The sequence below is a fragment of the Ralstonia condita genome (assembly GCF_958405655.1).
Taxonomy (GTDB): domain Bacteria; phylum Pseudomonadota; class Gammaproteobacteria; order Burkholderiales; family Burkholderiaceae; genus Ralstonia; species Ralstonia condita.
Window position 1 is genome coordinate 947,817 of sequence record NZ_CATYWO010000002.1, and the last position, 13,838, is coordinate 961,654.

Below are 13,838 nucleotides of genomic sequence, written 5' to 3' on the forward strand. Positions count from 1 at the left end.
TAATGGTGGCGCTTTGTGAATTCCGGCGCATTGCTCATTCACAAAGCACACCCGACCATCTTTCGTCGTCAAAGGCTGAAGATGTTAAGCCCGCCCGCCCCCCGGCCCGCGGGCTTTTTCTTTGCCCGGCCGTACACCGCGGAAGCGGATGACAGGGTGCCTCTTCTGCGTCCCTTCAGCGCGCTGTCGCGTGCGGTGAAGTGGGGTGGCTGGCAGCACTGTGCTCCACGTCGTCTGACGCAGCACTCAGGCCAACCGCTACCGCGGTCAGCAAGATGGCAAAGCCGCGGGCAACGTAGAAGATCGTCAGCGCACTTGCGCACGCCTGCTGGACCGAAGCAGGTTTAACGCCATGCGAATGCCGTGCCGCGCGCGCTGAATATCGCAGCCGCTGCGCTGGCAGCGCGTCGCGGTGGGAGTGCGGCGTGTGCGTGTGATGCACCGAATAGGCGTAAGGCTTGCGCGACATGACGCCTCTCTCTCAAGCGTGCGACCAGGCGCGCCAGAACAGCAGCGCCGTCATCGAAAAGCCAAAGGTGGAAACGAGCCCCCGGACCACCCGCACCGGCAGCCGTTTGCCCGCGTGCGCGCCCAGATAACCGCCCACTGTCGCGGCCACCAGCATCACCAGCGTCTGCTGCCACCAGACCATCCCGGCCAGGGCGAAGCACAGCACGGCCACGAGGTTGGTCGCACCCACCAGCAGCGTGCGCGAGGCGTTCAGCGCCTTGATGTCCTCATGGCCCAGCAATGCCCAGACAGCCATCATCATGATGCCCACCGCGCCGCCAAAGTAGCCGCCGTAGATGGCGAGGCCGCCCTGCGTGACGAGCAGCGTCTTTCGTCCGATCCGCACGCGGCGGCGGAGCCACGCACCTGCCTGCTTGCCGAATGTAAAGGCCAGCGACCCGATCAGCAGCAGCCACGGCACGATGAAGTCGAACGCTCGCGACGACGTGTTCATCAATAGGAGCGCGCCCAGCAGGCCACCGGCCAGGCTGACCGCGACCATGGCACGCATCGAGACGTGCTCAAACCCACGAAAGTCCGCTCGGTAGGCCCATGCCGAGGTGGCTGCCCCGGGCAGCAGTGCCACGGTACTCGAAGCGTTCGCAAACACGGACGGCACGCCGGCGAACATGAGGGCAGGGAGGGTGACGAACGAGCCGCCGCCCGCCAGCGCATTCATCATGCCGGCGAGCAGGCCCGCGCCAAACAGCAGCGGCGTGGTGGATTCCATTGGGGGCGTTGTTGGAATTGCGTTGGAACGTGCCTCAGTTTCTGGCACTGCCGGCAACGTCACAATGTGCGATACATTGACGGTGCCTCAGGCTGAAGCTGAGGCTGATGCCTTCTTCGAGATCGACCGTGCGTTTTGACCTGACAGATCTGAGACTCTTTCTGCACACCGCCGAGGCTGGCAGCATCACCGCGGGTGCGGAGCGCTCACACCTGACGCTGGCGTCGGCCAGTGCGCGCATCCGCGGCATGGAGGATGCGCTGGGCGTACCGCTGCTCACCCGCAACCGGCGCGGCGTCGAGACCACGGCGGCCGGACGCACGCTCATGCACCACGCGCGCGTCGTGCTGCAGCAGATGGACCGCATGCGGGGCGAACTCGGTGAATATGCGCGGGGCCTCAAGGGCTATGTGCGCTTGCTGTCCAACACCGCGGCCATGACGGAGTTTCTGCCCGAGACGTTGAGCGCGTTCCTCTCCACGCATCCCGAAGTCGATATCGACCTGGAAGAGCTGGTCAGCCACGAGATCGTGGAGGCGATTGCCCAGGGCCGCGCAGACATCGGCATCGTCAACGACGCGGTGGATCTGTCGGGCCTTGAGACATTTCCATTCCGCCACGATCGCCTCGTGCTGGTCACGGCGCGCGATCACCCGCTCGCCGAGCGCCGCGAACTGAGCTTCGTCGAGACGTTGCAGGAGGATTTCGTCGGCCTGACGGGCGACAACGCTTTGCAGGCCTATCTGGCCGGCCATGCCGCACGCGCGGGGTACCGGCTCAAGTACCGGGTGCGGCTGCGCAGCTTCGACGCGGTGTGCCGCATGGTCGAGCGCAACGTCGGTGTCGGCGTGATCCCCGAGCACGCGGCGATCCGGCTGCAGCGCTCGATGGGTATCCGCCGCCTGCGCCTGACCGATGCGTGGGCGACGCGGTTGTTGCGCATCTGCGTGCGCAGCTTTGACGACCTGCCGGTCTTTGCCCGGCAGTTGATCGAGCATTTGCGCGAGGCCTGACACGGGATTGCGTCCATCGTTTGGGGGAAGCGTGCGGTTTGGCCTCGCTCGGACCAGGCCGCGCCGGTACACTGCAAGCAGTTGCGGCGGCGCTCGAACGCGGCGCGGCATCCACCCATCCGCTGATGGAGCGCATCATGGCTTCTGCCGGTGTTCCCCCGATTGGCCTGCTGCACGCCGCGCGTGCACTACGCATCTATCGGCGCCACGAGATCAACGCGCTGGCCTGGATCGCGCTGGGCGTGTGCCTGCGCAGTCCGGCGCCGATGGCGGCGATCAGCGTAGCGTTACTGATCGTTTGCGCGTGGTCCCTCACGCGGCACATCCAATATCTCAAGCCACTGTATGAACTGCCGGTCTTCAGCCGGGCGCTGACGCATTGCGGGATGGCCTTTGCCGCCATCAGCGCGGCGGTGCTGGCGGTAGAACTCGCGACGGGCGCGGGGCGGGGCGCATGGTTTGATGCCGACGGCTGGCTTGCGGCCGCCTGGCCGCAGATCCTGCCGGACGTTTCCGGCATGGTGGAGCTGATGCTGGTCAGCGCCCAATGGGTCGCCGTGTTCGGTGTGGTGGTGGCGGCTGCGGCATGGGCATGGCTCAGTCTGGGCGGCGGCCGGTCGATGCGGCATCCGCCACGCCCGCAATGAGCGCCCGGCCCGGGTGAATCCCGGCTGGTCTGGCGTGGAAAATCCTCCTATAAGTGGCGATGTCGGTTGCAGGTGCGTTTTTGTCGCGCCCGGATGAGGCGCGTGCAGTCAAACCACAGGAGACAGGCATGACATCGCTGGACGCCTTCCTGCGGTGCCGAGACTTTCTGCTCGCGCATCGTGAGGACTACGAAACCGCCGTGCGCGATTTTGCATGGCCCGTGCTGGATCGCTTCAACTGGGCGCTGGACTATTTCGACAGGATGGCGCGCGGCAATGACGCCATTGCGCTCTGGGTGGTCGACGACCAGGGAAACGAGACGCGCCTGTCTTTCGCGCAAATGGCGGAGCGCTCCGCACGCGTGGCCAATCATTTGCGCGCGCTTGGCGTGCAGCGCGGCGACCGCGTCCTGCTCATGCTCGGCAACTTGCCCGCGCTATGGGATGTGATGCTCGCCAGCATCAAGACCGGCGCCGTGATGATTCCCGCCACCACCCTGCTCACCGCCGAAGACCTGCGCGAACGCATTGCCTTGGGCGACGTCCGGCACGTGGTGGTGGGCGCCAGCGATTGCGCCAAGCTCGACGCCGTATCGGGCACGTTTACGCGCATTGCCGTTGGCGCTGAGAAGACTCCGCCCGGCTGGCACCGCCTCGAAGACGCCTACCAGGCATCGTCGGAATTCACGCCCGAGGCGCCGACGCGGGCGAGCGATCCGTTGCTGCTGTATTTCACGTCGGGGACAACGTCGAAACCGAAACTGGTGATGCACACGCACGCCAGCTATCCGGTCGGGCATCTATCGACGCTGTACTGGATCGGCCTGCGCCCCGGCGACGTGCACTGGAACATCAGTTCGCCAGGTTGGGCCAAGCACGCCTGGAGCTGCTTTTTCGCGCCCTGGAATGCCGGTGCAACCGTGTTCATCTACAACTACGCGCGCTTCGAGCCCAAGGCGGCGCTCGATGTGCTGTGCCGCGCCAAGGTGACGACGCTGTGTGCGCCGCCCACCGTCTGGCGCATGCTGATCCAGGAAGACCTCGCCGCCTGGAAACCGGCCCTGCGCGAGCTCGTGGGCGCCGGCGAGCCGCTCAACCCGGAGGTCATCGAGCGCGTGCGTGCGGCATGGGGCATCACCATCCGGGACGGTTACGGTCAGACGGAGACCACCTGCCAGATCGGTAACAGTCCGGGGCAGCCGGTCAAGCCCGGTTCAATGGGGCGGCCACTGCCCGGCTACCGCATCACGCTGCGCGATCCGGATGGCAAGGAGGCCGAAGAGGGCGAGATCTGCATCGAATTGACCTCGCGTCCGACAGGCCTGATGGAAGGCTACGCCGGCAACGTGGAAAAAACGGCCGAAGCCATGCGCGGCGGCGTGTATCACACCTCCGACATTGCGGCGCGCGATGCCAGCGGCTACCTCACCTACGTTGGCCGCGCCGACGACGTGTTCAAGGCATCGGACTATCGCGTGAGTCCGTTCGAACTGGAGAGCGTGCTGATCGAGCATCCGGCCATTGCGGAAGCCGCTGTCGTGCCGAGCCCCGACCCGGTGCGCCTGGCCGTGCCGAAAGCGTTCCTGGTGCTGCGTGCCGGACATGAAGCGGGCCCGGCGCTGGCGGCGGACATCCTGCGGTTCTGTCGGGAACGCCTGGCGTCATACAAGCGGGTGCGGCGCATCGAGTTTGCCGATTTGCCGAAAACCATATCAGGCAAGATCCGGCGCGTGGAATTGCGCATGCGTGAAGCGGCCCGCCCGGAAGCGGGCCGCAATCTGCAGGAATACTGGGAAGAGGATTTTCCGAGTGATTCACCCCGGTGATGCCGGGCGGAACGTGCAGCCCCCCGACTGCACGTTCCGCCGCGCCCTCGCTCGCGCGGCTTCAGCGCGACGAGCGCGGCACCAGGCGCAATTGACGTGCGCGATCCACATCGTAGGCAGGCACGCCGCCATGCGGCAGCGAGGCACGCGAAGCCGCCAGATCGCGGCCGCGTACGATCACTGGCGCCAGCGCGCCGGCACGGATGAGATCCGACGCAGCCTGCTCGATCCAGTCGCGGTAGTTCCGGTAGACGTCTTCTGCGGTGGCTTTCTGATGTGCGCAATCGCACAAGGACAGGGCTTCGGACGTCACGAAACAGCTGACGACCTTGCCGTCGACGATGGCTTGAAAGAACAGGTCGCCTACAGACCTGAACGTCTTGCCGGTGAACGAAATGTTCATGATGCACCCCCCCAATGATCAGGCTCGCCAGATAGCCGGCGGACCCCACATGCCGCTTGCGCGGCGCATATTGATCACGTGCGGGAGCGAGTTTTCCGAATGAAGGGATGACGACGCTCCGGATGCTGAATCCATCCGGATGTAATGGACCCGACGATGCGGGTCGGACAGTCCCTCGGTGCCGCTAAGCGGTCTATCAGTTCGGTGTTTGAATGCGGGTTTGCTCTCGCGCTGCGATCTTCCCCGTACAAATCCTGCTTGATGTTGTTAGTGTCACCACCCTCTTTGCAGAAGGGCACGACCGACCCCAATCGTGACTGAAATCACGAGCAGCCATAGCAACATAACCGGAGCGCGCTTTGCATGAAGGCGTGGCGTTTGAAACAGGCGCCGCCGCGTCGGAATCACCTGCCAATCGCTTGCCTGACGTTCCCAGCCCCATCGGGCCGAGAGTCCCGCGCTTCCCCGTTTGATCGCTTTCATGGCTTGCTCCCGTAAGCCAGACACAACCACGTACTTCTTATTAGTTAATGCTGATTTGCCTTCGTTGCATTCTAGGTCACGCTTCGTACAGCGCTACCCCGCCTTGGCATGATTCTGCTCGTCCATTTGGCTCATAAACGGGAGGTTTAGGACATATAGGGGGTACGGTTATGCTAAGCATTTCCAAAGTGAAATGAGGTAGGGATCCGCTGCGCAAACGCTTCCGTTTTAAATGCGGACCGCATGGGCGTGCCACATCGTCTCGTAATCTGGCGCGACTAAAATCTCGCTCCAATCATCGTGATGCAGGCCGGTGTGTGGCGTCCTTGTCACAACATGTGAAAGACCGCCCGGCTCGGGTAGAGTGCTGGCGGCTGCAGGAGACAGAAAGAGCAGGACATCGATATGACGCAAGCAAGACGCGCCACGGGCATCCAGGCGCCGGCAGGATTGGTATTGCGCGCGGCGGTCACGGTGGCCGCCGCGGGGGCGATCACGATGGCGCAAGCGCAGGAGCCAACCCTTGCGACGCGTCTGGCCGCTGTGGAGTCGACACTGGCCCATGCCGGCAGTTGCCAGCGCCTTGGGGACTACTACTGGGAAATTGGCGATGCCAACGGCGTGCTGATGCACGGACGACAAGGTCAGCGGATCAACGCGAACAAGACCGTGCGACTCGCGTCCGCCTCAAAGTGGGTGTTCGGCACGTACGTCGTGGAGCGCGCGCGCGGCAAGCTGACGCGGGCAGAGATCGATGCGCTGACCATGCGCTCCGGCTACGACGCGCTCAACCCATTTCTGTGCAACCGCAACGACACCGTACAGAGCTGCTTCCACCGCGGGCGCAATGCCACGTTCACGCCCAGCCATGTCGGCCGCTTCAGCTACAACGGTGGCCATGATCAGAAGCTGCTGATGGACTTTGGCCAGGGCGGCGCCGACGCAGCCGCGCTCAGCGAGGATCTGGAGCGCGTGCTCGCCAATGGGCCGGCCCTGCACGGCGCCGACAGGCCCCTCGGCATACGTTATCTCGCGCCCGAGCCGGGCGGCGGGATGATTGCCACCCCCGCGGCGTACGGTCAGTTCCTGCGCAGGCTCATGCGCGGCGAATATCTGCTCGGCAAGATGCTGGGCCAACATGCCGTGTGCACCGAGCCCGGCAGCTGTCCGACTGCCGTCAGCACGCCGGCGTCGCAGCCATGGCATTACGCGCTCAACTACTGGATCGAAGACCAGCCGGGCGGTGATGGCGCCTACAGTTCACCGGGCGCGTTCGGCTTCTATCCGTGGATTGCCGCCGACAAGCGCCACTACGGCATGCTCGTACGCGAAACGCTTGCTCCCCGCGCCTATGTGCGCAGCGCGGCGTGCGGTGCCCTGATCCGCCGCGCCTTTGCCGAGGGCCAGCCGCAATGGTCTCCGGCCGAGGGCGATCCGGCCGCCAACACCGCCAACTGAGCGGCCGATGGAGCCGGCCTGAACGGCAACCCTGTCATGGCGTCATCAATAGCCGCGGTAGTAGGGGCGATAGTGTGGATGGTCGTAGTAGTACCCGCCTGCCGGGACGACCACGCAGGCGCTCAGCGTGGCAGTGGCGGCAGCAGCGAGAACGAGCAGGGCAAGGGTGCGTTTCATGACGAGGCTCCGGTGCGGTTGTTGGACTGCCTCGACTGTACGGAAACGCCTCGCAACCGCGCTTTACCGTTTGTAAGCAAATTTGCGGTGGCCGCATAAGCCATTGCGGTCCGCCCTGCGCTGAGCGCGCTGATGCATGCGCAGGCCGTAATCCGCCGTTACGTTTGCGGAAACATCGTGGAGCGACACCAGGGCTGTCGACGTGGCGCCACAACGTTTCACAAAATTATCAGCGGCGTATTGACAGATCGCAGAGATCAGCGGGAAATAGGGCACATGGCAAACGTTGGGCGCTCAAGTTCGTTGGCTCGGCGTCGATCGCCATTCATATCAAGATGTCAGGGCGCGTTGCGGTCAGCGACGCCCTGCGGGGACAAAGCGATGCGTGCCAACCTTCATGCACGCGTCGGCACCATGTGTCGGGGGGAACATCATGACGACTTTTCTGGACTCCACCATCGGCTGGATTGCGCCGTGCCTGATTGCTACCGCCATTGTCGCGCCCGCGATGTGGCGCAAACTGCGTACACGTCGTGCGCTTGAAGCGATGCACCTGGCGCGCGAATACCGCGAAGAGTGATCCCCTGACCGGCTGATCCACGGTTGACCGGTCTTCCGGTTCTGCACTGAACCACCCGAAACGGGCGCCGCCTTGCCGCGGGCGCCCGTTTTCGTCTTGCGCGAGCCGTTGATCAGGCGGCCACGGCCAGGCTCACCACATCGCGCATCGCTGCGTGTGCGGCCTCCAGGGCTTGCGTGCGTGCCTCCGGACCCATGGCGAGGCGCTCGGCGCGCACGAATTGCACGTCGGTGATCCCGAAGAACCCGAACACCGTCTTGAGGTAAGCCTCCTGGAAGTCCATCGCGGCTGCCGGGCCGGCTGAATACATGCCGCCTCGCGTGGATGCGACGATCACCCTCTTGCCGCCGGCCAGGCCGACGGGGCCGTTTTCGGTGTACTTGAACGTGCGCCCGGCTTGCGCCACCCGGTCGATCCAGGCCTTGAGCTGGCTCGGGACCGAGAAGTTGTACATCGGCGCGCCGACCACGATCACATCGCTGGCCAGCAGTTCGTTGACGAGGGCCTCGGAGCGGGCATGCTCGGCGCGGGTGGCATCGTCGAAATCGCTGTTGCCGGTGGCGCGGAAGCCCGCGGCAATCGCGCCGTCCAGATGCGGGATCGCTTCGACCGACAGATCACGGTGGACCACGGAGGCTTGCGGCTGCTCGCGGCGCAGCTCATCGACGATGGCGGCGGTCAGCAGGCGCGAAGCAGATGCATCGCCCAGGATGCTGGAATCGAGTTGAAGGATTTGCATGATGTCTCTCCAAGAAAAAGGTGGGTTGACGCAAAGATAGTGCGGTGCGGCAAGTTCCAGTAGTGGGCAGAATTGGCATACATCGTTCTATGGATGAGACAATGCGGAAACCCCTGGAGAGCGGCCCGTGGAAGATCTGAACGACCTTGTCCTGTTTGCCAGCGTGGTGACGCATGGCAGCTTTTCCGGTGCCGCACGGGCGCTGGGCATCCCGAAGTCACGGGTCAGCCGTCGCGTGGCGGACCTGGAGCGTCGTCTGGGCGTCAGGCTGCTGCAGCGTTCGACGCGGGCGGTGCATGTGACGGACGTCGGCTCGGCGTTCTACACGCATTGCGAATCGATGACGCAGGCCGCCCGCGCCGCGTTCGAGGTGGCCGAGCATGCGGGTGAAAAGCCCTCCGGCCGTCTGCGCGTGAGTTGCCCGGTGGGTGTGGCGCACGTGTTCGTCGCCCCGGTGCTATCGAGATTCCTCCAGGCGCATCCCGATGTTCGGCTCGAGCTCGACGTGACCAACCGCCGTGTCGACGTGATCGGCGAGGGCTACGACGTGGCGCTGCGTGTGCGCGCGACGCTGGACGATTCCAACCTGGTGGTGCGCAGCTTCGGCGTCAGTGACCAGGTGCTGGTGGCCAGCCCATCGTTTGTGGCCGAGTATGGGCCGTTCGATACACCCGAATCGATGCGCGGCGTGACGGGCGTCGGCGCGGCGGGTGCCGGCGGGGAGCGCGCGCGCTGGCGCGTGACGGCTCCCGAAGGTGGCGTGGTGGAGATCGACTACACCCCCGCGCTCGTCACGGACGATCTCTATCTGATGGGGCAGACGGCCATGGCGGGTGTGGGCGTCGCGCAGTTGCCCTTCAACCTGTGCGCGGAGCCTGTCCGCGATGGCAGGCTGATCGTGCTCCTGCCCAGCTACCGCTTGCCCGTCCACCAGTTTCATGCGGTATTTCCGTCGCGACGGGGGCTCGTACCGGCGGTGCGCGCCTTCATCGAATTCCTGGCTGGCGAACTGCCCGGCATGACAACCCGCGTCAGCCGGTGTTATGAAGACATTGCCCGAAACCCTGATCGTTGACCCTGCAACGATTGACAATCAGCAGTATCATCGACCGCCTCGTTTTTGCCATTCGTGTCGCGCCTGTGAGGGCGCACACGCACCCTTCCATGTCCTCCCGTCCCCGCATTGAGCCGCCCCAGGCAGAGACCCTCACGGCGCCCCTGACCCACCCGCTCGACACGCCGCCGGCGCCCGACATTCCGGTGATGGCGGTGATGGGTGGGCTGATGCTGGCCATCCTGCTGGGCGCCCTGGAGCAGACCATCGTGGTGGTGGCGCTGCCGATCATTGCCGGCGAGTTCAACGGTTTTGCGCTGATGGCCTGGGTGGTGTCGGCGTACCTGGTGGCGTCCACGGTCGTCACGCCCATCTACGGCAAGCTCAGTGACATGTACGGCCGACGCGCCATGCTCACCACGGCCATTACGCTGTTCGTGCTTGCCTCGGTGGCCTGCGCGCTGGCGACCAGCATGCCGATGCTGCTGATTGCGCGCGTGCTGCAGGGGCTGGGCGGCGGCGGGCTCATTTCGGTGGCACAGGCCACGATTGCCGATGTGGTGCCGCTGCGCGAGCGCGGCCGCTACCAAGGCTATGTGAGCGGCATGTGGGCCATGGCCAGCCTGGCTGGCCCCGTCATCGGCGGTTACCTCACGCATTACCTTTCGTGGCGCTGGATTTTCTGGATCAACCTGCCGCTGGGCATCGTCGCCCTGTTTGTGGTGCGCCGCACGCTGCGGCATCTGCCGGTGGCGCACCAGCGCCGCCCGATCGACGTGCCGGGCGTGCTGCTGTTTGCGGTCGGCCTGACCGCGCTGCTGCTGATGATCACGCGCGTCGGGCAAGGTGTGCCCGTCACGCAGGCGGAGAATCTCGCGCTGCTGATCACTGCCCTGGCGGTGCTGGGCGCGTTCGTCTGGCAGGAGAACCGGGCGGCCGAGCCGATCATTCCGCTGTCGATGTTTCGGGTGCGCACGGTCACGATCTGCTGCCTCGCGTTGTTCCTGTGCTTCTTCCAGTTGATCTCCACCTCGGTGCTGATGCCGCTGCGCTTTCAGATGGTGGCCGGAGCCAGCCCGGATGGCGCGGCATTGCGCCTGGTGCCGCTTACGCTGTCGATTCCGTTTGGGGCTTTCTTGGCCGGCAAGTGGATGACGCACAGCGGCCGCTACAAGCCGCTGATGGTGGGCGGTGCATGCGTCGTCCCGTTTGCCATCGTCGCGCTGGGGCTGCTTGACCCGCACAACGTGTGGCCGCTGGCGTTGGCGATGATCGTGCTGGGCCTCTCGATCGGCGTGCAGTTTCCGACCGGGCTGGTGGCCACGCAGAACGCCGTGCCGCCCCACACCGTGGGGCTGGCAACGGCGCTGACCGCGTTCTCCCGCCTGCTGGGCGGCGCGGTGGGCGTTGCGGTGCTGACGTCGGTGTTGATTGCGCTGTTGCGCCAAGCCGCGCCAGCAGCGCAGGTGGCGGCCGGCGGTGATCTGTTGATGGATCTGTTCCATGCCGCGCTCGCCAGCAGCGGCGCTGATGCGCAGGCGCTGCAGCGCGCGGGCGAGAGCGCCTTCCGGCATCTTTTCTTCTTTGCGGCGGCGGTGTCGGTTGTCTCGCCGCTGCTGCTCGTGCGCCTGGAAGAGAAGGCGTTGCGCGGCAAGGTGTCTGTCGCGCAGGCGGTGGACTGAGCTAGCGCGTGGCGGGTGCGAGCGCCCGGCGCCGGGCGCGGCGGGCAATGCTGCCGCCGTACAGTGCCCAGCGTAACGTGGGGGCAGCCGCGCGCATGGCGACCGACGCCAGGGCGGCGCGCAACGGCGGCGGCTCAAGGTCGAGCATCTGCGTGGCCCAAGGCGGCAGCAATTCGATCCCGGCATCAAGAAACACCCGCACGGCGGGTTGGAGTCCCGGGCGGGGTGCCTGCCATCTCATCAAGACTTCCACCACCGTGCGCGTGCGGTCGCTGGCCACCAGTTCAGCGCGCATGGCATTCAGGTAGTCGCGGACGGACGCACGCGACTTCGGTACATCGCGTGCGCCGAGCAGCTCGGCAACCAGCGCGGTCTCCTCGAAATACCGGTCCTGCCTGGCGCCGCTCAGGCCGCCATCGACATAACGCAGATAGCCCGCCAGGAAGCTGGACATCTCGGCCACATGCACCCAGGTGAGCAGGTCCGGGTCGTTGGCGGAATAGGGGCGCCCGTCTGGTGCAATGCCTTGCACGCGGTTGTGGATCAGCTTGACGTGTTCGATCAGCGCCAGCGCGTCGCGCTGGCTGCCATAGGTGGTGCCGGCCACGAACTGCGCGGTGCGGCCCAGGCGCCCCTGGAGGTCCTCGCGGAAGTTGGAGTGGTCCCAGACACCGGCCAGCGCGCGCGGGTGCAAGGCCTGCAGCAGCAGCGCGCTGACGCCGCCAGCCATCATCGCAGGAAAATCGGCGTGCACCTGCCAGCAGACCGCATCGGGTCCAAACAGGCCCGGGTCACCGGGCGGAGAATCGATGTCGAGCGACACGCCGCCAGCGGCACGGGTCAGGCCGCGGACCTGGTTGGCAATGCGTTCGCGCAGCGTTTCAAGCGGGGAAAACATGGTGCCGGGTGGCAAGCGAAGGGGCGTTCATTTTAACGACGCCCTGCATTCCACGCCGGGATGACAGAACGTCGCAGCGCGCGTGCAACGGGTCAGGATCGTTTGTTGCGTTGTCGGCTTCTAGAATGCACAGACCACTCACCGAACCTTCAATGCACATGCACTTTCATCGACATGTTGGCTGGCTGGGCGCGATGGCCCTGGCGCTGGCTGGTTTCGGCTTCAGCCAGGCGGCGCGTGCGCAGAGCGCCCCGTCCTTGCGCGACAAGTATCAGGCCCTGGCCCCGCAACTGGCCGACAACCCGTTTCACCGCCCGCTGGTGCTCGAATCCACCGAAACGTCCAGCATGCTCAAAGGCGATATCTACAGCGTGGTCGACTACCCCTTCGCTACCGTCAGCGGCGCGTTGAACGACCCCGCGCAGGGGCCTGCCAACTGGTGCGACGTGCTGATCCTGCATCTGAACATCAAGTATTGCCACGCGACGGCGGGCGCCCGCGCAGGCATGCTGGACGTCAACCTGGGGCGAAAGGTCGAGCAGTCGCTCTCCAGCAGCTACCGGCTGACGTTCAATTACCGCCCGGTCCTCAGCAACCCGGATTACTTTCGCGTGGAACTGAATGCTGAATCCGGGCCATTCAGTACGCGCGACTACCGCATCGTGTTGGAAGCCACTCCGGCTCCGACCGGCGGCAATCGCACCTTCCTGCACCTGACCTATGCGTACGGTTACGGCACCGCCGGCCAACTGGCGATGCGCACGTACCTGGCGACCATCGGCAGTGACAAGGTCGGCTTTACCAAGACAGCGGATGCGCCGGCTGCGCAGCCCGAGTATGTCGGTGGCGTGCGCGGCCTGCTCGAGCGCAATACGATGCGGTACTACCTCGCCATCGACGCGTATCTGAAGGCGCTCGCCGCGCCGCCCGACAAGCGGCTGCAGCAGCGCCTGATCACGTGGTTCAACGCCACCGAGCAGTATCCGCGCCAGCTGCATGAAGTGGAGCGGCAGGATTACCTGCAAATGAAGCAGCACGAAATCGAGCGCCAGCAGACGGCGCGGTGATGCCGCAACGCGGCGTCAAGCCGGGCGATACACCTTGGCGAACCGCTGCGCCTGCACAACGCCATAGTCGTTGGGCGCGTATTGCAGGAGCCAGTCGCCTGCCTGGCCACGCAGCACGTCACCGGCTTCGGAGCGGGCAATGGCGAACGCGTCGTGCATCTGTACGGCCAGCACCACGCTGGGGCGGTTGCGGTAGGCACCGGGCCGGCCGTGGGGATGCGATGGATCGGCCGGCAGGTACTTGGCATAGAAGCGGTCGCGTGAGACCACCCAGCGGTCGCTGGTCGAGCCGGTGATGAGTGCATCTCCGGGCGCGTAGCGATTCGGGCCTTCCAGGCTCATCAGCTCGCCGGGTTCCGACGCAAAGTCGACGTGGACAGTCTCGTCCTTGACGAAGGGGCGTGCGGCGGGATCCGTGCGAAGGTCGATGTGTTGCAGGGTGGGCATGGAGCGAGGCATGTCGGGCATGGGTGGGCGCGTATCGCGATGGGGGGCGTAAGCGTAGCGCGGAATCCGCCTGACGGGATACAGAGAGGGCGGCGTTGCGCCCTCGATGCCGCGGCAACCATGC

The 13,838-nt window shown here is 65.4% G+C and carries 15 protein-coding genes; 8 read left to right on the forward strand and 7 right to left on the reverse strand.

Features of this window, described 5'->3' with window-relative positions; all coding sequences use genetic code 11:
• Positions 1–175 precede the first annotated feature (175 nt).
• Entirely contained in the window at positions 176–469 is a 294-nt protein-coding gene (locus tag R2N03_RS10850; protein ID WP_316657578.1) for a hypothetical protein, read from the reverse strand.
• Between the two features lie 12 nt (positions 470–481).
• The gene (locus R2N03_RS10855; RefSeq protein ID WP_316657579.1) at positions 482–1,240 is read right to left on the reverse strand and encodes a sulfite exporter TauE/SafE family protein; all 759 of its coding nucleotides are present in this window, start codon (positions 1,238–1,240) and stop codon (positions 482–484) included.
• A gap of 128 nt (positions 1,241–1,368) precedes the next feature.
• Here R2N03_RS10855 and R2N03_RS10860 point away from each other — a divergent pair, with 128 nt between their 5' ends.
• From R2N03_RS10860 to R2N03_RS10870, 3 genes are all read left to right on the forward strand, one after another.
• On the forward strand, positions 1,369–2,253 hold the full coding sequence (locus R2N03_RS10860) for a LysR family transcriptional regulator (RefSeq protein WP_316657789.1): 885 nt from the start codon (positions 1,369–1,371) through the stop codon (positions 2,251–2,253).
• A gap of 137 nt (positions 2,254–2,390) precedes the next feature.
• Complete coding sequence (locus R2N03_RS10865; RefSeq protein WP_316657580.1) at positions 2,391–2,900, forward strand: hypothetical protein; 510 nt, start codon at positions 2,391–2,393, stop codon at positions 2,898–2,900.
• Positions 2,901–3,028: 128 nt separating this feature from the next.
• On the forward strand, positions 3,029–4,726 hold the full coding sequence (locus R2N03_RS10870; RefSeq protein ID WP_316657581.1) for an AMP-binding protein: 1,698 nt from the start codon (positions 3,029–3,031) through the stop codon (positions 4,724–4,726).
• Between the two features lie 61 nt (positions 4,727–4,787).
• Here R2N03_RS10870 and R2N03_RS10875 read toward each other — a convergent pair whose 3' ends face one another.
• On the reverse strand, positions 4,788–5,129 hold the full coding sequence (locus R2N03_RS10875) for a DUF1488 family protein (RefSeq protein ID WP_316657582.1): 342 nt from the start codon (positions 5,127–5,129) through the stop codon (positions 4,788–4,790).
• Positions 5,130–6,017: 888 nt separating this feature from the next.
• Between R2N03_RS10875 and R2N03_RS10880 the strand changes: the two genes are divergently transcribed.
• Positions 6,018–7,070 (forward strand): serine hydrolase family protein, encoded by a 1,053-nt coding sequence (locus R2N03_RS10880; RefSeq protein WP_316657583.1) that lies wholly within the window; start codon positions 6,018–6,020, stop codon positions 7,068–7,070.
• 45 nt (positions 7,071–7,115) lie between these two features.
• On the opposite strand, the gene R2N03_RS10885 is transcribed toward R2N03_RS10880, so the two are convergent.
• The gene (locus R2N03_RS10885; protein ID WP_316657584.1) at positions 7,116–7,247 is read right to left on the reverse strand and encodes a hypothetical protein; all 132 of its coding nucleotides are present in this window, start codon (positions 7,245–7,247) and stop codon (positions 7,116–7,118) included.
• Positions 7,248–7,680: 433 nt separating this feature from the next.
• Here R2N03_RS10885 and R2N03_RS10890 point away from each other — a divergent pair, with 433 nt between their 5' ends.
• A complete protein-coding gene (locus R2N03_RS10890; RefSeq protein ID WP_316657585.1) occupies positions 7,681–7,827 on the forward strand; it encodes a hypothetical protein in 147 nt (48 codons plus the stop codon).
• A 112-nt stretch (positions 7,828–7,939) separates the two neighbouring features.
• On the opposite strand, the gene R2N03_RS10895 is transcribed toward R2N03_RS10890, so the two are convergent.
• Positions 7,940–8,566, reverse strand: a complete 627-nt coding sequence (locus R2N03_RS10895; protein ID WP_316657586.1) for an FMN-dependent NADH-azoreductase — start codon at positions 8,564–8,566, stop codon at positions 7,940–7,942.
• Between the two features lie 127 nt (positions 8,567–8,693).
• Here R2N03_RS10895 and R2N03_RS10900 point away from each other — a divergent pair, with 127 nt between their 5' ends.
• Together R2N03_RS10900 and R2N03_RS10905 are read left to right on the forward strand one after the other, a co-directional pair.
• A complete protein-coding gene (locus tag R2N03_RS10900; protein ID WP_316657587.1) occupies positions 8,694–9,641 on the forward strand; it encodes a LysR substrate-binding domain-containing protein in 948 nt (315 codons plus the stop codon).
• 89 nt (positions 9,642–9,730) lie between these two features.
• On the forward strand, positions 9,731–11,302 hold the full coding sequence (locus R2N03_RS10905) for an MDR family MFS transporter (RefSeq protein WP_316657588.1): 1,572 nt from the start codon (positions 9,731–9,733) through the stop codon (positions 11,300–11,302).
• Between the two features lies 1 nt (position 11,303).
• On the opposite strand, the gene R2N03_RS10910 is transcribed toward R2N03_RS10905, so the two are convergent.
• On the reverse strand, positions 11,304–12,200 hold the full coding sequence (locus R2N03_RS10910) for an oxygenase MpaB family protein (RefSeq protein WP_316657589.1): 897 nt from the start codon (positions 12,198–12,200) through the stop codon (positions 11,304–11,306).
• A 152-nt stretch (positions 12,201–12,352) separates the two neighbouring features.
• On the opposite strand from R2N03_RS10910, the gene R2N03_RS10915 reads away from it, so the two are divergent.
• Positions 12,353–13,267 (forward strand): hypothetical protein, encoded by a 915-nt coding sequence (locus R2N03_RS10915; RefSeq protein ID WP_428984388.1) that lies wholly within the window; start codon positions 12,353–12,355, stop codon positions 13,265–13,267.
• A gap of 15 nt (positions 13,268–13,282) precedes the next feature.
• Here R2N03_RS10915 and R2N03_RS10920 read toward each other — a convergent pair whose 3' ends face one another.
• Entirely contained in the window at positions 13,283–13,714 is a 432-nt protein-coding gene (locus R2N03_RS10920) for a PGDYG domain-containing protein (RefSeq protein ID WP_316657590.1), read from the reverse strand.
• Positions 13,715–13,838: the final 124 nt, after the last annotated feature.